Here is an 18,811-nt window from a genome sequence, read left to right on the forward strand (position 1 = left end):
TCGGCTTGTCGCCCCGCACCCTGCGCCAGCACAGAGTGTTGCTAGCCCAGCTCGATCTCGTGGGCCTGCAGGTAGTCGCGGTCCATCTCAATGCCGAGACCAGGCTTCGACGTCAGCTTGAGGCTGCCGTTCGAAATGTCGAGTGGTCTGTCGATCAGGTGATCGTATTTGCCCAGGTTCCACTCCGATGTTTCGAGTTTGTAGAAGTTGGGAACAGTCATCATCACCTGCGCTCCCGCAACCACGTTGATTGGTCCCGCGGCGTCATGTGGCGAGACCGGCACGTAGTAGGCTTCGCACAGCGCAGAAATTTTCTTGAGTTCGGTAATGCCGCCGGTCCAGGTAACGTCGGGCATGATGTAGTCGGCGAGCCTGTTCTCAAGCACCGGCACGAAATCCCATTTCGTGTGGCCGCGCTCGCCCCATGAGATAGCGGTATTGACCTTCTCACGCACCTGTTTGAGCGCGTTAAGGCTCTCGGGCGGGCAGGGCTCCTCAAACCAGTCGATCTGGCCGGCCTCCTCGAGGCTCCGACAGAGGCGAATGGCGGTGGGGACGTCGAAGCGGCCATGCGCATCGATGAGAATGTCGATATCGGGTCCTGCCGTTTCGCGGATCAGAGCCGTGAGCTCGGCGGCTTCGCGCTCGTCCTTGCGGGTCATGCTGCCATCGAGGTAGCCGTCCCGCTGTTCGCGGGGCAGGCCATCGGCGCTGCGGCCCTGGTGGGGGTAGGGATCGAACTTGAGCGCAGTGTGTCCGGACTCGACAATGTCTAGAATTTCGCGGACCACAGCCTCTTTGCTGGTGAATTTGGCCTGGTTGGGATGAGTGTAGAGCGCGATTTCATCGCGTACTGGTCCGCCCAGCAGCTCGTAAATCGGCTTGCCGAGAACTTTGCCCCTGATGTCCCAGAGGGCTATGTCGATGGCGCTCACGCATTCGACGGCGGCGCCGCGGCTGCCCATGTAGGTGAAGCTGCGGAAGATCTTGTGCCAGAGATGCTCGATGCGCGCCGGATCCTCGCCTGTCACGGCGACGCCGATCTGCCGCAGGATCGTGCAGAGAGCGCGGTTGGCGAGCTTTGTCGTGGTGGTGATCTCTCCCCAGCCACTCACGCCCTCGTCGGTCGTCACTTCGACGAACAGGAACTCTCCCCAGTAGGAAGCATCGGACTTGATCAGCCAGGGCCGAATGCTCGTGATTTTCATCTCAACTACCTTTGCCTGAAAATGGTCAGCTAACGATGTTCTGGACTGGACATTCTATCCGGCCCGAGCTGCGTTGCGCGCTCGCATCTGCTCCAGAATATGCCGGCCCGAACCCTCGACATGGCGGGAAACGAGTTCGGCCGCCTTGTCGGCCTCTCCCGCCTTCACAAGCGCGATGAGTTCGCGGTGCTCGCGCATGATCGCGGCACGTCGCGCCAGCGTGAAGTTGAAACGACGGCTCACGGCTCGCAGCACTTCGCGATGCTTCCACCAAAGCTCGGCTGCGTGGCGGTTGTAGTGCCGCTGGTACATCACGGTGTGGAAAGCGGTATCCAGCTCACTATGCCTGGATGTGTCGGCGAAATTGTTCTCTTCGATCAGGCCCTGGAGACGTTCGAGTTCGGCGATGTCCTCGCTGGTAGCCATGTTCACAAACCATCGTGTCAGGGCTGGCTCGATCAGAACACCGATCTCGTAGATATCCCGGACAAAATCCTGATCTATGGGTCGGACACGCGCCCCGCGGTTGGCGACAAAGGTGACAAACCCTTCGCCGCGCAACAACTGCAGGGCCTCGCGCACAGGATTGGTCGAGGTGCCGTGACGCCGGGCGAGATCGGTGACGACAAGCCGTTCGTTGGGGGCGAGCCGTCCCTCGATGATGTCTTCCCGGATCAATTCATAAAGCGAGGCGCCCTCGCTGGAGGCCCCGATGGGATCGGTCCCCACCGGTGGCATCGCTTTGAAATCGCTTGTTTCGGCCAAGGCCGGCTCCCCATTTTAATACATACCTTGCCCGATATCACACACGGCTTTCGCAAACAATGTACGATTCTGCGCGTTGACAGGCAATCCATGATCTGAAAACGTACCAAGCGATCGAGAGGATACACTGATCTGAAAGAAGCATCCTCGCGATCGAAACGAGCAAGGACCGCTTTAGGGCGGCATGGGAGAACCAGGGAGGATACCTATGACGAGAATTGCCCTCGGCAGTGCCGTCCTGCGCGGCACTGTCGCCACTGCTTTGATCGCATCCCTGACGTCTACATCGGCGCTGGGTGCACCGCCGGTCGACCTGAGCAAGTGGTCGCCGGAATATGTGCGCTCGATTGCGGGCACACAGGATTTTGACACGGCGGCCGATTGCGCGAAGGTCACCCCGCTCGATTACAAGGGGCGACTGACTTTCTGGTATCAGGGCGTGTTCGAGGGCGACCCCGACCTCCTGCGCCAGTACTACAAGGATTTCTTCGAGACATTCCGCAAAACCTATCCGAACATCCAGCTCGAGGAACAAGCCCTTACCTATAACGATCTTCTCGACAAGTTCCGGACCGCGCTCCTGGGCAATGCCGCGCCGATGGCGGTTCGCCTGCAAATCCTGGGTGGCACCGAGTTCGCCTCAAAGGGCTATCTGCAGCCGCTCAAGCCAGAGGACGTGGGGTATTCGACCGAGGATTTCTGGCCCGGCGCCATGAAGGCCGTGACCTGGGAGGGCGTGACCTACGGCATTCCGACCAACAACGAGACGATGGCGTTCATCTGGAACGCCGACATCTTCAAGCGTGCCGGCCTCGATCCGAACAAGCCGCCGGCAACGTGGGACGACGTGGTCAAGTACTCCAAGCAGATCCACGATAAGCTCGGTATTGCCGGATATGGCCTCGTGGCTCGCAAGAATGCCGGCAATACGCCGTACCGCTTCATGCCACAGCTATGGGCCTATGGCGGCGGCGTCTTCGACGAAGCGACGCCGAATCCAACCTATGAGCAGGTCCAGCTCGATAGCCCGCAGAGCAAGGCAGCGCTGCAAGCCTCCTACGACATGTATGTTCGTGACAAGTCGGTTCCGGTTTCGGCACTCACCAACCAGCAGGCCGATAATCAGCCCCTGTTCGTCGCCGGCCAGCTCGGCATGATGATCTCGCACCCGTCCGATTACAACGTGATGCTCGACCTGCAGAAAAAGGCGACGGGCACCGACAAGGACAAGGCGCAGACGGTCATTGACAATATGCGCTACGGCCTGATCCCGACCGGCCCCGACGGCAAGCGCGCCGTCGTGTTCGGCGGCTCGAACATTCACATCCTGAAGCCCGAATATGTCGAGGGCGGCAAGGTGGACGAGCCGGCTGCAAAGGCCATCATCTGCATGTGGACGAGCCCCGAATGGTCGCTGAAGATGGCCTACGCCGGCTCGAATCCGGGCAACCTCAACGGCTTCAAGACCAAGTGGATGAAGGAACGTCTGGACAACATCAAGTTCCTCGATGTCACGACCTCGATGCTGCCATATGGCATCCCGTTCCCAGCGCTGCCGCAGGCCCCCGAGATCATGAACATCATCATCCCGGACATGCTGCAGAATGCCCTGACCGGAGCGATGACCGTCGACCAGGCAGCGGACGACGCAGCCAAGAGGGTGAGAGAGCTGATGGGCGGACTCTAGCCCAAGCCTGACCGGCTGGGCCGATGGTCCAGCCGGTTCGTTCCGAAGAATAAGGGCACCCCACAGTGACGATCGTAACCGGCAAGGCCGAGGCTCGCCGAAGAGTGCAACCCGGCAGGTCCGGCGCGCTGCGCAGGATCTGGCAGCATCGCGCGGACTACGCGTACGTGCTCCCAGCGATCGCCGTGATGCTCATCGTGATCGCCTATCCGATCTACTACACGGTCGAGCTGTCGTTCTTTAAGACACCGCCTGGCCTGCAGCTCCGCGACAAGACCTTCATCGGCCTCGACAACTACACGACCATCCTCACCAGTCAGGTGTTCTGGAAAGTCACCTGGAACACACTGATCTGGACTCTGGGGTCAACTTTCATCTCCTTTGTCCTGGGGTTTGCCACAGCGCTGGCGCTCCACCGCGACTTCATCGGCCGTGGTGTCTTGCGCGCTGTCCTGATCATCCCTTGGGTCATCAGCGCCGTCGCCGCCTCCTACATCTGGAAGTGGATCTACCATTCGGACTTCGGGATTATCGGCGCGGTGCTGGTTGGCCTCGGATTGGCCGACCAGCCGCCGAACTTCATCGACAATGTCAGCACGGTGCTGCCCTCCCTGATCGTCGTCAATATCTGGCGCGAGTTTCCGTTCGCCATGATCATGATGATGGCCGGCCTGCAGACAGTCCCCGACCAGTTGCTGCGCGCCGCAAAAGTCGACGGCGCCAATGCATGGCAGCGCTTTTGGCACGTCACCTTCCCGCACTTGCGCAACGTCTCGGTGGTGACGATGCTGCTGCTCGCGGTGGCCAACTTCAATTCCTTCATCATCCCCTGGATCATGACCGGCGGCGGGCCGTCGAATGCATCGCATATCTGGATAACCCATATTTATGAGCTCGCCTTCGGACGGCAGCGCTGGGGCGTGGCATCGGCCTATTCGGTGCTCCTGTTCCTCACACTGATGACGCTGGGCTACTTCTACGTCCGTGCGTTAAGCGGCAACGAGCGGAAAGAGGGGAGCGCATGAGCACGATTGCCCAGACAGCCCCTCGAGCCCAGGCTCGTCGCCGCATGCGCGTCGACGGATGGCGGTGGGCCGGGCGCATATTCCTCGTGTTCATGCTGCTTTATACCGCGTTGCCGATGATCTGGATGCTGATCACCTCGATCAAGTCCGGATTCGCGGCGACACAATTCCCGCCGCAATGGTGGCCGGACGAACCTACCCTCGCCAGTTACCAGAAACTGCTCGATCCGCAGAACAGCGTCGGCCAGGACTTCCTCCGCTTCTTCTGGAACAGCCTTTTCGTGTCGACCGTCACCACAATTCTTTCGGTGATCGTGGCTGTCCCTGCGGCCTACGCGTTTTCGCGCTTCAGTTTCCCCGGCCGGAATTTCCTGTTCTTTGCCGTGCTGCTGCGCAATATGTTCCCGGCGGTGATCTTTCTCGTGCCGCTCTTCATCCTGATGCGCGCCATCGGTCTGATAAACACGCACGGCTCGCTGATCCTCACCTATCTCACCTTCGGCCTGCCATTGGCGATCTGGCTGCTCAAGGGCTTTTACGACAACATCCCGGTGCAGCTTGAGCAGGCGGCGCGCATTGATGGCGCCACACGGTTCCAGGCCTTCGTCATGATCGTGATGCCGCTCTCGACGCCGGGGATTATCGCCACCGCAATCTATTCCTTCATCGGCGCGTGGAACGAGTACATCTACGCCTACACCTTCCTCTCCAAAAACGAGCAGTTGACGCTGCCGGTCGGCATCCAACGCTTCTTCTCGGAAAATACGACCGACTTTCCGGGCCTGATGGCGGCGAGCTTCATGATGAGCGTGCCCGTCGTGGTGCTGTTCCTGGTCCTGCAACGATACTTTGTACGCGCCCTTACAGAAGGCGCGGTCAAGCACTAGGGAGTTGCCGATGGCCCACGTGGTCCTCCAAGATCTCGTCAAGAGCTATGGCAGCTTCAAAGCTGTCAACCACGTCTCACTGACGGTCAATGACGGCGAGTTCGTTGCGCTCGTCGGCCCTTCAGGCTGCGGCAAGACAACCACGCTCAATCTCGTCGCCGGGCTGACCCCGATTACATCGGGCGACATCATCATCGGCGAGCGGGTGGTCAACGACCTCGACCCCAAGGACCGGGACATCGCAATGGTATTCCAGAACTACGCGCTCTACCCGCAGAAATCGGTCTACAAGAATCTGGCGTTCCCGCTTCAAATGCGCAAACTCCCCAGGGACGAGATCGACAAGAAGGTCAAGGAAGCGGCGCGAGTGCTCGACATGACGCATCTGCTCGAGCGCAAGCCGCGCGAACTTTCGGGCGGACAGCAGCAGCGTGTGGCCCTTGGCCGTGCCCTCGTTCGCGACCCCGCCGTGTTCCTCATGGACGAGCCACTGTCTAACCTTGATGCCAAACTGCGCGTGCAGATGCGGTCGGAGATCAAGCGTTTCCACCAGGACCTCAAGGCGACGATCATCTATGTGACGCACGACCAGCTCGAAGCCGTGACCATGGCTGACAAGATGGCGGTGATGAATGGCGGCTACCTGCAGCAATACGATTCACCGGCGCAGGTCTTTGCCCATCCGGTGAACATGTTCGTGGCCAGCTTCATCGGCAGCCCGGCGATGAGCCTTATTCCGCTGGAGGCCTCGATGGCAAACGGCAACACGGTGTTGACTGGTGCCGAGGGCTGGCGCCTTGAGCTCTCAGCGCGCAATGCCCAGAAGGTGGCGAAAGCGACGACCAGGAAAGTCGTGCTCGGCGCACGTCACTCGACGATCAAGCTCCACAAGAGTGCGGTACCAGGCAGCGTCCCTGCCAAGGCCTATACGGTGGAGCCGACCGGCGACGTCACCTTCGTTCAGGCGTTCCTGTCCGGCGCCATCGTCAACATCAGCGTGCCGCCGAACATTGCCGTCGCGCCCGACGAGCAGATCTGGCTCGAGTTCGACCAGGAGCGGATGCATCTGTTCGACGGCGAAACTGAAATGGCCCTCAAGGCCAACTGAGATAGGGCGAATGCGCGTGGAACGTGGGCTGGATGACTGAGAAGCTTAAGATCACCGCGATCAAGCCCTATCCGGTGTGGGTAGGAACCCGCAATCAGATGCTCGTCAAGATCGAGACCGACCAAGGCATCTTCGGCTGGGGCGAGAGCGGCTTGAGTGGTCGCGAGAGGGCCGTGGCCGGCGCGGTCGAGCACTATCGCGAGTTTCTCATCGGCTGCGACCCGATGCAGATCGGACGGATCTGGCAGGAGGTTTACCGCAGCCAGTACTTCGAAGGTGGGCGAGTCCTTCAGGCGGCGATTTCCGCCATCGACATCGCCCTTCACGACATCAAGGGCAAGGCGCTGGGGGTGCCGGTCTATGAGCTGCTGGGCGGCAAACAGCGCGACCGCATCCCCACCTTCGCCTCGACCGGCGACGAGGCCGAAGGCGATGTTGCCATCGAACGGGCGCGCGAACTTCGCGCACAGGGGTGGCAGGCAATCCGCTTCTTCCCTTTCGGGCAAAACAGCAAGGACATCTTCGAGCCGCGCGAGTCCATCGGCCCTACCGCGAGTATGCTGAACAAGGCGCGCGAGGCGCTGGGCGACGACGTGGTCCTCGGCCTCGACTATCATCATCGGCTGTCGGTGGCAGAGGCGGCGAGCTTCTGCAACAAGCTCGGCCGCGGCGTGCTTGATTTCCTTGAGGAGCCGATACGGGCCGAAACGCCGGAGGCCTATGAATCACTGCGGACAATGACCGACATCCCCTTTGCCATCGGCGAGGAATTTGCCAGCAAGTGGCAGTTCCTGCCCTACATCGAGCGCGGCATCCATCAGTTCAACCGGATCGATGTCTGCAATGTCGGCGGGCTCACCGAGGCGATGAAAATCGCTGGTTGGAGCGAGGCGCATTATGTGGACCTGATGCCGCACAATCCGCTTGGTCCAGTGTGCACGGCCGCGACCGTGCATCTCGCTGCAGCGGTACCCAACTTCGCGTGGCTCGAGACCAGGGCGCCCGAAACAAAGCTGGGCTTCGACAATTCCGACTTCTTCCCCGTGCAACCACGGCTCGACGGGACCGATTACCCGGTCGGCGATCTGCCGGGGCTCGGCGTCGAGGTCAACGAAGTTGCGGTCCAGGCGCAAAGTCTGCGTTTCTGGGAAGCGCCTCACCTTAGGCGCCGCGACGGTTCTGTTACGAACTGGTAGTTACATTCAATCGGAGTCCACAATGACGCATACTTCCGACATCATGCGGCCGCCTAAAGACCTGATCGACGCACTCAGGGAGATCGGCGCCGCGACGGTTGCCGGCACGCTGGGCCACATGGGCTTCCGCAATCCGCACATGGTCGGTCCAGTGGCGCAAAACCACGGGAAGTCGATCGTCGGGCCGGCGCTGACGCTGCAGTTTCTGCCGCAGCGACCGGACCTCTTCACCGAGGCAGAATATGCCGATCCGGAGACGCAACTGCACCGGCACGTGCTCTATCACGCGCAGGAGGGCGATGTCGTCGTGGTCGACGCGCGCGGCGACATGAGCTCGGGCGTCTTCGGCGATATGATGTCGACGTATTTCAAGGGCAGGGGCGGGGCGGGTATCGTCATCGACGGGTGCATGCGCGACCGGCCCAATGTCGAAAAGCTCGATTTGCCCCTATGGCTGCGCGGCTGGACGCCAAACTATCATGTGCAGACCAGCATCTATCCCAATGCCGTCAACGTCCCGATTGCCTGCGGCGGTGTCACGGTGATCCCCGGCGACATCATCGTCGCCGACGACGACGGCGTGGTGGTGCTTCCCGTCGTGATGGCCCCGAAGGTGATCGAAGAATCACAGAAGCATCACGATTGGGAGGAGTTTTCGCGAGCGAAGCTCATGGAGGGCGGCCCGTTGCAACGCTACTATCCGCTGCATGACGATGCCCGCGGGGAGTACGAGGAGTGGCGCAAAGCAAACCGCCCCGAGAACCCGAGTTAGCTAGTAGACTACCTCGTGGCGGGCGGCAGAGCTTCTGGCGGCTTCGCCACGGTGCTCCCGCAGAGGAGGTACGTGGGCGGCGAAGTGCCGCTTGGAAGACGCCTTCCCAAAAAAGACAGTGCAGGCCGTGAATTGCGCCATGCATCGCCAACTCCCAAGCTGGCCCGGCCACTCACTTGGTAGGGAGGCGTGCATTTTCTGGCGCGGTACCCAGCTCCGAGCGTATCAGGCGCTTTGGTCTCATCCATTCGCTGCGCGCTTTTTCGGACAGTACCAATCCATGGCCAGGTCGATCGGGCGCATAGGCGTAGCCGTCCCGGATTTCGATGGGCTGCTCCACCAGATGATCGAAGTTCTGAAACGAATATTCCAGCCATTCGACTTCCGGAAGCGCGACCGCCATGTGCACGCCGATCTCCAGAAAGGTGTTGCCGATGCTGACCGGGATGCCGAGCTCGGCGGCCAGCCAACCGATGCGCATAACATCGGTGACCTGACCGTGGACATTCAGGATGTCGGCTGCGTGGGCTTCCAGAAGAAGCCGTTTGCCTTGAAGATCCAGATACTCGCCGCTGTTGATCTGAGTCCATGTTATTGCCTGCCTGAGCATTCTCAATCCTTCGTGGTCGTGACGCAGGATTGGATCCTCGACCCAGAGAAGATCGTGACCGGCATCGCGGATCGCCACCAATTTCATTAGGGCTTCCTTCGAAGACCATGCCTCGTTCGGGTCGATCATGATTTCCGAGCCTGCCGGCACACAGGATTTCAACAGCTCCAGGCGCCGCAGATCGCGACCGAAATCCGGGTGGCCGACCTTGATCTTGAAAGCGGAATAGCCAAGCGATGCCGCGTGGGAAAACAAGGAAACGAAAGCATCATCGTCGAGGTGAAAATCAAGGCCACTGGCGTAGGCTTTCACACGGTTGCGACGACTGCCGAGCAGCACGTGAAGGGGCAGGCCAGCTTCCTTTGCCGCAAGGTCCCAAAGCGCCACCTGAACCGCTTCATGAAAAGGCAGGGAGTACGGCCGCTGATTGCCGCCGCGCGGGCGGTTCACGCGATGAACCAGGGCGGTCGCCTTGTGTCCTTTCAGGGCCGGCCAAACCTCGTTTTCGAAAACGGTCTCAATCTCGATCTGGTCGGGCAGGGGATTGAAGAGCGTCTGGATGAAGCCCAGTCCCACCTCACCACTTTTCGAAACGAGTTCCAGCGCGGCGACGTTTACATCGTCGGCTCGAACCTGACTGTCCCCGATTACCCGGTCGCGGGCGAACTGAAATCGAGTTATACGAAAATGCGAAAGGCTCATCACACGGGCTTTCTGATCGTTTAGTGCGGGAAACTGATCTATCAGTCTAGATGTCTCAGTACCGAATCAACGGAGGTGCCGCAAGTGGCGGGCAAAGCAAAAGCCATCTCTCATACCCTGGTGGCGGCCACCCGTATGAGCGATGTTGCCTATGAACGAATTCTGGAACGCTTGTTCGACAGGCGCGTTCCGGTCGGGGCATTCGTTTCGCAGAGCGAACTGTCCGCGATCGTTGACGTGCCCGTCGCCCCGCTTCGTGACGCTCTGCGCAAGCTTGAAGCGGAAGGAATTCTCACCATCCATCCACGCTCCGGAATCCAGTTCATAAAACCTGGAATGGAGCTCACGCGCGCCACCTACCAATTCCGCGCCATCATCGAGCGCTCGGCAATTCGCGTCTTTGCCGAGCAGGGCGATGAAGCCATCATGAATGCCTTGGAAATGCGGCACTCCCGGCTGGTCCGGCGCATCGAACGGGAGGGTGTGGGAAAGGAGCAACTGGAGGAGATGGATGCGCTTGAGGGAGAGCTGCATGGCGCAATCATCGGCGCGCTGCGCAATCCCTTGATCGACAGCACCTATCGGCGCATGCACAACTATCTGCGCCTTTTGCGGTTGGACAGCAAACTCACCTCGCCGATCATGATCCGGACGCTCAAGGAGCACCTCGACATCCTTGAGGCTTGCAGCACCAGAAATGCCGACGCTGCAGAAGCAAAGCTGCAGTCCCATTTCCAGGCGGCCATGCAGCGGAACCTTGGTCTGGTCTGACACGTCCTCGTTTGCCATTTGCCTCTCCCGCGCGGTTGCACGGCTTGGGAAATGATGTTACCCAACACTCCAACTGATCGATCAGTCTGCTGATCTGATATCTTGGAGGAGGTCGCATGCAGTTGAACAAGAGGCAGTTTCTCGTGGGTTCGGCGGCTCTCGCGATGGCAGGGCACATTGGTGGTGCCCGTGCCGCGAGTGCCATCAGTTACTGGCACCACTTCACCAGTCAGTCGGAAATGGCCAGCTTGCTCAAGATCATCGAGTTGTTTCAGGCGGCGAATGCAGATGTGGCGGTAACCCAGGAGAACATCCCGAACTCGGAATATATGGCCAAGGTTTCATCGGCCGTGCTGGCCGGCGGGCGCCCCGATACCGCCATGGTGATCGCCGAGCGCTTCGCCGATCTTACCGCGATGGAGGGATTGATCGACCTTACCGAGCGCGTGAATGGGTGGGCGGGCAAGGCGAACTTTCCCGACAACCGCTGGACCGGGCTTTCCAGCAATGGCGCCATCTATGCGGTTCCCGCCTTCGCCTTCGTTGACTGGATGTACTACCGCGCAGACTATTTCGAGGAAGCTGGGCTGGCAGGGCCACCGCGAAATTTCGACGAATTCCTGCAGGCATCTCGCAAGCTGACCAATCCTTCGAAGGGCAGGTATGCGTTTGGCATGCGCGCCGGCGCTGGCGGGTTCAAATATGTTATCGATGTCATGGAGGCGTTCGGCTCGCCGATCGTCAAGGACGGGCAGCCGGCCATCGACAGGGCCGCGGCGATCGAGGCGATAACGTTCTATTCCGATCTATTCCTGAAGGAAAAGGTCGTGCCGCCGAGCGCGCCCCACGACAGCTACCGTCAGATCATGGAGGCCTTCCGCACCGGGCAGACTGCGATGGTGTGGCATCATACCGGTTCGCTGAACGAAATCTCGAGTGCGATGAAGCAGGGCGAACAATTCTCGACCGCGCCTATGCCGGCCGGTCCGAAGGCGCATGTCGCTCGCGTCGCGTACGCCGGCAACGGCGTCATGAAGGAAGACAATATCGAGGCTGCCTGGCGGTGGGTGAGTTTCTGGGGCCAAACAGACGCTGCCTTGGCCCTGCTCGAGGGGACCGGCTATTTTCCGGCTTCCGCCGCCGCGCTGCAGGATCAGCGGATCACCGGCAATCCGATCTATAGTGCGGCGACGGAAACGCTCAAGTTCGGACGCCTGCCGAACAATTTCGTCGGCGCCGCGGGCTGGTCCGAAAATGTCGTCAATCCCGCTTTCCAGTCGGTGCTGACGGGTCAGTCGACGCCGGAACAGGCGGTGGACCGCATGATCCAGGGCCTGGAGGCGGCGCTCCGCTGATCCCCACACCTGCAGCCGTGTTCAGAGCGCAACGGGACGGTGCTTTCGCATCGCAGATTCATGACAACAGCCTCGAGCAGATATCTGCCTTTGCGGGCTCTCGGCGAACTGTCCGAGACCCGATACTGGATGTATCTGCTGCTCCTTCCCAGCCTCGCCCTTATCCTTCTCGTGATCGCCTATCCGACGCTTTACGGCATGGCAATCAGCTTTCGCGAGATGCGTCTGACGCGTCCCGGGTTGGATGGCTGGGTGGGCTTCAAACATTATGTGGCGATGTGGTCAGACCCGGTCTTCTGGATCGCATTGAAGAACACAGTCGTGTGGGTTGCTGCCGCGGTCGCGCTGGAATTGTCGCTTGGTCTTCTCGCCGCGACAGCTCTCAATAGGGATTTGCCAGGCACGAAAATCTTCGCCGTGCTCATCCTGCTTCCCTATTTCCTGCCCAACGTCGTGGCGGGCCATATGTGGGCCTTGCTGCTCGATCCGCGGCTCGGAGTGATCAACGATCTTCTTGTCCGGATAGGCGTCCTGCAGTCCTACAAGGCGTGGTTTGCTGATCCCAACACTGCCCTTGCGGCGACCATTCTCGTCGAGGCCTGGCATGGGTTTCCATTCTTCGCGCTGCTGCTGCTCGCGGGCCTGAAAGGTATTCCCGAGGATCTCTATAAGGCAGCGGCGGTCGACGGCGCGGGCCTGGCGGCGCAGCTCAGGTTGATCACTTTGCCCATGCTCAAGACCGTCATCGCGGCGGCGGTGATCCTGCGCGTCATCGGTCTGGTCAATTCGCCCGATCTGCTCCTCATTCTCACTGGCGGCGGACCGGGAGATGCCACGCAGGTGCTGTCGTTGTATGCCTTTCAGACCGCCTACAAGGAATTCAATTTCGGCTACGCATCCGCCCTGTCGGTGGTGATGTTCGTGACCCTGATGATCTTCGCGGCCGGGTATATCCGCATCTCCAGGATTACCAAAGGACAGGGCGATGATTGAAAGTAAGCGTCAGCGGCGGATGATCGCGAATATCGCCACCTATATCGTGCTCGCAAGCCTGACGGTGTTCTGCATCGGTCCGATGATCTGGATGTTCCTGACATCCCTCAAATATGAGGCCGACATTGTCACCCAGACGATGCAGTACCTCCCGAGCCGCGTTACCTTCGATAATTATGTCGCCATCTGGACGCAGTCAGGTTTCCCGCGGCTTATAGGCAACAGCCTCGTCGTTACCTTCCTGACGGTGACGGTCTGCGTCGTCACGGGCACGCTTGCCGCCTATGCATTTTCTCGCTTCGCGTTTCGAGGCCGGGATCAGCTCATGCTCGGCTATCTTGTCGTTCGCATGTTCCCGGCAGTCATGATGATCATTCCCCTTTACGTCGTTATGCGCGGTGTGGGGCTCGTGGACAGCCGTTTCGGCCTGGCGCTTGCCTATACGAGCTTCCTGCTGCCGCTGTTCGTATGGATGCTCAAGGGGTTCTTCGATTCCGCACCTAAGGAACTCGAGAGCGCAGCACGCATCGACGGCTCGACAAGGCTTGGCGCCATGGTCCGTATCGTCATGCCCCTTGCGCGGAACGGCCTGGTCGCAAGTTCGGTGTTCATTGCCATCGCGGCCTGGAACGAGTTCCTGTTCGCCCTGATGCTCACGACCGGGCAGGGGTCCCGCACCTGGCCCGTGGGCCTGCAACTAATGGTCGGAGAGTTCCAGCTTCCCTGGGGCGTTCTGGCGGCAGGCGGCATTCTCAGCATCATCCCGGTCATCGTGCTCTTCGCGATCGTCCAACGAACCATGGTCCAGGGGCTGACCGCAGGCGCCATCAAAGGCTAGGAGTAGTCGCATGGCGACACTTTCCATCAGGGACGTGCGCAAGTCTTATGGCTCCGTACAGGTTCTTCACGGAGTCGACATCGAGCTCGAGGACGGAGGCTTTCTGGTTCTGCTCGGGCCATCCGGATGCGGCAAGTCGACCTTGCTCAACATCATTGCCGGCCTCGACGACACCTCCGGCGGTGACATCCTGATCGGGGGACGCTCGGTCCTCGACCTTGCACCCAAGGACCGCAATATCGCGATGGTGTTCCAATCCTACGCCCTTTATCCAACCATGTCGGTCGCGAGGAATATCGGCTTCGGATTGGAAATGCGTGGCGTGGGCGCCGACCAGCGCAAGCGCGCCGTGGAAGATGCCGCGCGAATGTTGCAAATCTCGCATCTGCTCGACCGACGCCCCGCCAACCTTTCGGGCGGACAGCGACAACGCGTTGCCATGGGCCGCGCGATCGTGCGTGACCCGGAGCTGTTCCTCTTCGACGAGCCGTTGTCCAATCTCGATGCCAAGCTTCGCGTGGAAATGCGCACGGAGATTAAGCGCCTGCACGAGCGTCTCGGCACGAGCATCGTCTATGTCACGCATGATCAGATCGAGGCGATGACGCTGGGCACCAAGGTGGCCGTCATGAAAGGCGGCTACATCCAGCAATTGGACGACCCGCGCACCATCTATGAACGGCCCGCCAATATGTTCGTGGCAAGTTTCATCGGATCTCCGGCAATGAACTTCCTTGCCGGACGACTGGTCCCGGATTCGGAAGGTGTCCAGTTTCAAGCGAGCGGAGTATCGATCGTCTTGCCGACGCGGAACCGGCCGGTGGACTCTGAGCGACCGGTGGTGCTGGGCATACGGCCTGAAGAGCTGAGGACCGTTCCGCGCAATCGAGCTTCGATCATGGGGGAGATCGATGTGGTAGAGCCCACCGGGCCTGAAACCATGGTGACTGTGCAGGTCGGCGAGCACGCGATCATCGCGCGCCTGCCGCCGAGGTTTGCCGGCCGGCGCAAAGAGCCAATATGTCTTGCCGTGGATCCAGCGAGCGTCAACCTGTTCGATCCGGATAGCGGACGGCGCATCGACATTTAGGGCGTGGATATCAAGCGGCTGGACGCAGTGGCGCAGGGTTCCGCGATCTCGCCCCGAAACTCATCTGGAGCGAGTGCGGACCGCTTGCCGTCAACCTGCATTGACCGGCATCTCGGCAGGGTAGTCAGCAGGCCGTGGCGATCAGTTTTGCCAGGCAATCGGCAGCCTCAGTCCCCGGCACGCCAAGATCTCTGACACTGTCCATGTGGTTGCGGTTCGAGAGCACATGCGACGTTACCAACGATCCCTGCCGCAGCAAGCTTGCTTTGAATCGATCGGCTTGCTGATGGAAGGGTGGCGTCTCGTTGGCTCCGACCAGAACCGCCGTCTTGGTTTGAGGATCATGCCGATAAGCGAGAGGTGTGAACATGGCGACTTCCTCGTCGGTGATTCCAATCTCGTTGGCGAGAAAGGAATCCTGGAGCGGCTTCAAATCATAGAGCCCGCTCAACAGAAGGGCTGCCCTCACATTCGAGGGGGTATGCTCTCCCTCGAACAGAAACGTTGCAAGATGTGCTCCTGCCGAATGACCACTGACAGTCAGGGCCATCGGGTTTCCACCATGATCGGCGATGTTGGCCAGGACCCACTGCTTGGCGCGGCGCACCTGGTCGACGATCGTCGCCATTCTGACCTTGGGCATCAGAGCGTAATCAAGGATGACGGCAATAGCCCCGGCCTGGGTAATCGTCGTCGCCATGTATGAATAATCGCGCTTGGAGAACATTCTCCAGTAGCCGCCGTGGACAAAGATGTGCACTGGCAGGGCCGTTCTTTTGCACGCGGGAAAGAACAGGTCCATGGTTTCGGTCGGATCCGGTCCGTAGGCCACGTCAGCGGTCATCGCAATGGTGGCGCGGGCGGCCTCGCTGCGATCAATGAAGTCCTGCACGATTTCGTCAAAATCCGCGACGTGGTCACGGATGCGAAAGGGATCGCCTTGCATTCTTCTGCTCACATGCTGATGGCGAGGTATTTCGCCGCCATGAATTCCGCAATGCCGTGATGCTGCCCTCCCTCGCGGCCGAGCCCGCTCTGCTTGACGCCGCCGAAGGGGGCTGCCGGATCGGACATCAGCCCGCGGTTCACAGCGATCATCCCGGCCTCGATCCGGGAGGCCACCCGCATGCCGCGCGCCAGATCGCGCGTGTAGATGTAGGCAGCAAGCCCATATTCAGTGTCATTGGCGCGCGCGATGACCTCGGCCTCGGTTTCGAAGCTGGAGATTGGCGCCACCGGCCCGAATATTTCCTCATGCGCCATCTTTGCCTCGGCTGGCACGTCGCGAAGCACTGTAGGAGGGTAGAAGAAGCCACGTCCGGCCAGGACTGAGCCGCCGCACATGACCCGCGCGCCGCGTGCGACCGCGTCGGTGACAAGGCGGTCTATCTTCTCGACCGACTGTTTCGTGATCATTGGCCCGCATTCCGTGTCCGGATCAGTGCCGGGGCCGACTTTGAGCGACGACATCCGCTTCTCGAGACCATCCGAGAAGGCTTCGTAGATGCCGGATTGCACGTAGAGGCGGTTCGCGGCCGTGCAGGCCTCGCCGGCGTTGCGCATCTTGGCCACCATTGCGCCATCGAGCGCCGCTTCGAGATCGGCGTCGTCGAACACGATAAAAGGGGCATTGCCTCCGAGCTCCATCGAACACGAAACCACATGCCTGGCAGCTTCTGCCAGCAGAGCGCGACCCACACCCGTCGAGCCGGTGAAGGAGAGTTTGCGCACTCGCGGATCGGCCAGCATGGCGGCTGTCAAAGGCCCGGGACTGGAAGTTGTCAGGACGTTGACCACCCCCGGAGGAACGCCTGCGTCCTGGTAGAGCGCAGCCAGCGCGTAGGCGGTAAGCGGGGTCTCACTGGCCGGCTTCAGGATCACCGTGCATCCAGCGGCAAGTGCCGGCGCGATCTTGCGCGTCGCCATCGCGGCAGGAAAATTCCAGGGCGTGATCAGGACGCAGATGCCGATCGGTTCGTAGTCGACCACGATGCGGTTGGTGCCGGAAGGCGCAGTACCGAATTCACCGGTAATGCGAACCGCCTCCTCGGCATTCCAACGGAAAAACTCCGCGGCGTAAGCGATCTCGCCTCGGGCATCCCGCAGGGCCTTTCCATTTTCCAATGCGATGAGAGTAGCCAGCGCTTCCGATCGTTCCGTCATCAGTTCAAAGCAGCGTCGGAGGATCTCGGAGCGCTTTCGCGGCGACGTTGTCCGCCAGCCATGGGCTGCCTTGGCAGCGGCGGCCACGGCGGCGGCCGCGTCCTCCAAGGTCGCATCGGGTACGGCAGCGATGATGGCTTCCGTCGAGGGATCGATGACCGGAATTACCTTGCCATCAGCGGACTGCCGCCATTGGCCGTCAATATGGAGCCCGTGCGAAATTGTGTGGAAGTCGCTGACGCCCTGATCATACGACAGAACCTGTGAAAACGTGTTCATCTCGATATTCCCGATTGTTTACACCGCTGAGCTGGCGAGGTCGCCATCAAAGGCGGCCTGGACCAGGCGTCGCATGGACCTCAAATCGAATGGCCGCGGATTGTTCTTGATGAGGCGCTCGATACCGATCGCTTGTTCCGCCGTCCAATCGAGCTTGTCGGCGGGCAGCCCTAGCTCGGCCAACGAGGGGGTGATCCCGATTGCCCCAAACAGGCGACTGACCTCGCCAATGGTCGCATCGGCCAACTCGTCTGGCGTCCGGCCTTTTCCATCGAGGCAGAGCGCGCCGGCGATCTCGGCCATCTCGGTCGCTGCGGCTGTTCTGTTGTACTTCATGACATACGGCAACATGGTGGCGACACCCAATCCGTGAGCGGTGTGGGTTATCGCGCCGACCGGATATTGTACGGCGTGCGCTGCCGCCGTGCCGGCCGTTCCGAACGCGCAGCCGGCTGCAAGTGCGCCCATCATCACGTCGGCCCGGGCGTCCTCGTCAGAGGGCCGGCGGTATGCCGTTTCAAGGCTTCTGCCAAGCAGCTTGATCGCCAGCAGGGCGAAATGATCGGTCAAGGCGGTTTTGCCGATAAAGACATGTTTCTGCGGAAGGCCGGGATCGGTTCCGCGCCTGGCGGCGGTGAAGGCCTCGATTGCATGCGTCAGCGCATCGGCGCCTGCGATCGCCGTCAATCCCGGCGGGCATGTCATCGTCAGTTCAGGGTCGCATATGGCTGCGGCCGCGATCAGATAAGGGCTGGAGATGCCGACCTTCAGTGTGCGATCCGGATCCGAGATCACGGCAACCGGGGTCACTTCAGAGCCGGTTCCCGCTGTCGTCGGCACCGCGATCAACGGCAGCGTTGGACCGGGCACCTTGAACTCGCCGTAGTAATCCTGGAGCTGACCGCCGTGGCTGATGAGCAACGCGGCGCATTTGGCCATGTCGAGACAACTGCCGCCGCCCATGCCGATCACCATGTCGGGAGCGAACTTCCGCGCCTCCTCGACGCAGACGGCAACGGTGTCTCGGGGAACGTCAGGTAGTACTCGGTCATGCACCAGCACATCTATCGCGGCGGCTCGCAGCGCCGCGACAATCTCTGCGAACGGGCCCGTTGCGGCAAAACGTTCATCGGTGCAGACGAGCGCGCGACGCCCGAGCCTGGCCGCGACAACCGGAATGACGTGGCGTTGGCCCTTCCCGAAGAGGATTTCGCGCGGCAGCCTTATGGCAGCGAAAAGGCTCATGACCTGCATCCTATGTCCGGAAAGGCTGCGGGCGCGGCACGCTGCTCCCGCAGGGCCACCGCTAGCGCCATTGTTTCGTCTCGTAACGGCGGCAAATGATATCCTCTATAAAATCGT

17 protein-coding genes are annotated in these 18,811 nt (G+C 60.6%); 11 read left to right on the top strand and 6 right to left on the bottom strand.

What is annotated here, in order from left to right:
• Positions 1-41 precede the first annotated feature (41 nt).
• Together NMG46_RS23135 and NMG46_RS23140 are read right to left on the bottom strand one after the other, a co-directional pair.
• Positions 42-1,208, bottom strand: coding sequence for a mandelate racemase/muconate lactonizing enzyme family protein (locus NMG46_RS23135; RefSeq protein ID WP_254819839.1), 1,167 nt, complete (start codon positions 1,206-1,208; stop codon positions 42-44).
• A 54-nt stretch (positions 1,209-1,262) separates the two neighbouring features.
• On the bottom strand, positions 1,263-1,973 hold the full coding sequence (locus NMG46_RS23140) for a GntR family transcriptional regulator (protein WP_254819840.1): 711 nt from the start codon (positions 1,971-1,973) through the stop codon (positions 1,263-1,265).
• A 208-nt stretch (positions 1,974-2,181) separates the two neighbouring features.
• On the opposite strand from NMG46_RS23140, the gene NMG46_RS23145 reads away from it, so the two are divergent.
• From NMG46_RS23145 to NMG46_RS23170, 6 genes are all read left to right on the top strand, one after another.
• Complete coding sequence (locus NMG46_RS23145; protein ID WP_254819841.1) at positions 2,182-3,660, top strand: sugar ABC transporter substrate-binding protein; 1,479 nt, start codon at positions 2,182-2,184, stop codon at positions 3,658-3,660.
• 65 nt (positions 3,661-3,725) lie between these two features.
• Positions 3,726-4,685, top strand: a complete 960-nt coding sequence (locus tag NMG46_RS23150; protein ID WP_254819842.1) for a carbohydrate ABC transporter permease — start codon at positions 3,726-3,728, stop codon at positions 4,683-4,685.
• Complete coding sequence (locus NMG46_RS23155; protein ID WP_254819843.1) at positions 4,682-5,572, top strand: carbohydrate ABC transporter permease; 891 nt, start codon at positions 4,682-4,684, stop codon at positions 5,570-5,572. The genes NMG46_RS23150 and NMG46_RS23155 overlap by 4 nt, the downstream gene beginning before the upstream one ends.
• 10 nt (positions 5,573-5,582) lie before the next feature.
• Positions 5,583-6,680 (top strand): ABC transporter ATP-binding protein, encoded by a 1,098-nt coding sequence (locus tag NMG46_RS23160; RefSeq protein WP_254819844.1) that lies wholly within the window; start codon positions 5,583-5,585, stop codon positions 6,678-6,680.
• Between the two features lie 32 nt (positions 6,681-6,712).
• Complete coding sequence (locus NMG46_RS23165; RefSeq protein ID WP_254819845.1) at positions 6,713-7,876, top strand: mandelate racemase/muconate lactonizing enzyme family protein; 1,164 nt, start codon at positions 6,713-6,715, stop codon at positions 7,874-7,876.
• Between the two features lie 22 nt (positions 7,877-7,898).
• Positions 7,899-8,648, top strand: coding sequence for a ribonuclease activity regulator RraA (locus NMG46_RS23170; RefSeq protein WP_254819846.1), 750 nt, complete (start codon positions 7,899-7,901; stop codon positions 8,646-8,648).
• Between the two features lie 172 nt (positions 8,649-8,820).
• On the opposite strand, the gene NMG46_RS23175 is transcribed toward NMG46_RS23170, so the two are convergent.
• Entirely contained in the window at positions 8,821-9,960 is a 1,140-nt protein-coding gene (locus NMG46_RS23175; protein WP_254819847.1) for a mandelate racemase/muconate lactonizing enzyme family protein, read from the bottom strand.
• A gap of 135 nt (positions 9,961-10,095) precedes the next feature.
• On the opposite strand from NMG46_RS23175, the gene NMG46_RS23180 reads away from it, so the two are divergent.
• From NMG46_RS23180 to NMG46_RS23200, 5 genes are all read left to right on the top strand, one after another.
• Positions 10,096-10,731 carry a GntR family transcriptional regulator gene (locus NMG46_RS23180; protein ID WP_302896891.1) on the top strand — a complete coding sequence of 212 codons (636 nt, stop codon included), beginning with the start codon at positions 10,096-10,098 and terminating at the stop codon, positions 10,729-10,731.
• A gap of 116 nt (positions 10,732-10,847) precedes the next feature.
• On the top strand, positions 10,848-12,086 hold the full coding sequence (locus tag NMG46_RS23185) for a sugar ABC transporter substrate-binding protein (protein ID WP_254819849.1): 1,239 nt from the start codon (positions 10,848-10,850) through the stop codon (positions 12,084-12,086).
• A gap of 60 nt (positions 12,087-12,146) precedes the next feature.
• Positions 12,147-13,079, top strand: a complete 933-nt coding sequence (locus NMG46_RS23190; RefSeq protein ID WP_254819850.1) for a carbohydrate ABC transporter permease — start codon at positions 12,147-12,149, stop codon at positions 13,077-13,079.
• The gene (locus NMG46_RS23195) at positions 13,072-13,917 is read left to right on the top strand and encodes a carbohydrate ABC transporter permease (RefSeq protein ID WP_254819851.1); all 846 of its coding nucleotides are present in this window, start codon (positions 13,072-13,074) and stop codon (positions 13,915-13,917) included. The genes NMG46_RS23190 and NMG46_RS23195 overlap by 8 nt, the downstream gene beginning before the upstream one ends.
• Positions 13,918-13,927: 10 nt before the next feature.
• Positions 13,928-15,007 (top strand): ABC transporter ATP-binding protein, encoded by a 1,080-nt coding sequence (locus NMG46_RS23200; protein WP_254819852.1) that lies wholly within the window; start codon positions 13,928-13,930, stop codon positions 15,005-15,007.
• Positions 15,008-15,131: 124 nt separating this feature from the next.
• On the opposite strand, the gene NMG46_RS23205 is transcribed toward NMG46_RS23200, so the two are convergent.
• From NMG46_RS23205 to NMG46_RS23215, 3 genes are read right to left on the bottom strand one after another with little or no spacing between them, the layout of a single operon-like run.
• The gene (locus tag NMG46_RS23205; RefSeq protein ID WP_254819853.1) at positions 15,132-15,953 is read right to left on the bottom strand and encodes an alpha/beta hydrolase; all 822 of its coding nucleotides are present in this window, start codon (positions 15,951-15,953) and stop codon (positions 15,132-15,134) included.
• A gap of 8 nt (positions 15,954-15,961) precedes the next feature.
• On the bottom strand, positions 15,962-17,449 hold the full coding sequence (locus NMG46_RS23210) for an NAD-dependent succinate-semialdehyde dehydrogenase (RefSeq protein ID WP_254819854.1): 1,488 nt from the start codon (positions 17,447-17,449) through the stop codon (positions 15,962-15,964).
• An 18-nt stretch (positions 17,450-17,467) separates the two neighbouring features.
• Entirely contained in the window at positions 17,468-18,694 is a 1,227-nt protein-coding gene (locus NMG46_RS23215) for an iron-containing alcohol dehydrogenase (protein ID WP_254819855.1), read from the bottom strand.
• Between the last annotated feature and the right edge of the window lie 117 nt (positions 18,695-18,811).

It is taken from the genome of Mesorhizobium sp. LMG 17147 (genome assembly GCF_024297145.1).
Taxonomy (GTDB): domain Bacteria; phylum Pseudomonadota; class Alphaproteobacteria; order Rhizobiales; family Rhizobiaceae; genus Mesorhizobium.

Coding starts and splice junctions, on each gene's coding strand:
- NMG46_RS23185 (WP_254819849.1), top strand. CDS start 10,848: ATGCAGTTGAACAAGAGGCAGTTTCTCGTGGGTTCGGCGGCTCTCGCG.
- NMG46_RS23155 (WP_254819843.1), top strand. CDS start 4,682: ATGAGCACGATTGCCCAGACAGCCCCTCGAGCCCAGGCTCGTCGCCGC.
- NMG46_RS23205 (WP_254819853.1), bottom strand. CDS start 15,953: ATGCAAGGCGATCCCTTTCGCATCCGTGACCACGTCGCGGATTTTGAC.
- NMG46_RS23180 (WP_302896891.1), top strand. CDS start 10,096: ATGAGCGATGTTGCCTATGAACGAATTCTGGAACGCTTGTTCGACAGG.
- NMG46_RS23160 (WP_254819844.1), top strand. CDS start 5,583: ATGGCCCACGTGGTCCTCCAAGATCTCGTCAAGAGCTATGGCAGCTTC.
- NMG46_RS23215 (WP_254819855.1), bottom strand. CDS start 18,694: ATGAGCCTTTTCGCTGCCATAAGGCTGCCGCGCGAAATCCTCTTCGGG.
- NMG46_RS23135 (WP_254819839.1), bottom strand. CDS start 1,208: ATGAAAATCACGAGCATTCGGCCCTGGCTGATCAAGTCCGATGCTTCC.
- NMG46_RS23170 (WP_254819846.1), top strand. CDS start 7,899: ATGACGCATACTTCCGACATCATGCGGCCGCCTAAAGACCTGATCGAC.
- NMG46_RS23165 (WP_254819845.1), top strand. CDS start 6,713: ATGACTGAGAAGCTTAAGATCACCGCGATCAAGCCCTATCCGGTGTGG.
- NMG46_RS23210 (WP_254819854.1), bottom strand. CDS start 17,449: ATGAACACGTTTTCACAGGTTCTGTCGTATGATCAGGGCGTCAGCGAC.
- NMG46_RS23190 (WP_254819850.1), top strand. CDS start 12,147: ATGACAACAGCCTCGAGCAGATATCTGCCTTTGCGGGCTCTCGGCGAA.
- NMG46_RS23145 (WP_254819841.1), top strand. CDS start 2,182: ATGACGAGAATTGCCCTCGGCAGTGCCGTCCTGCGCGGCACTGTCGCC.
- NMG46_RS23195 (WP_254819851.1), top strand. CDS start 13,072: ATGATTGAAAGTAAGCGTCAGCGGCGGATGATCGCGAATATCGCCACC.
- NMG46_RS23200 (WP_254819852.1), top strand. CDS start 13,928: ATGGCGACACTTTCCATCAGGGACGTGCGCAAGTCTTATGGCTCCGTA.
- NMG46_RS23175 (WP_254819847.1), bottom strand. CDS start 9,960: ATGAGCCTTTCGCATTTTCGTATAACTCGATTTCAGTTCGCCCGCGAC.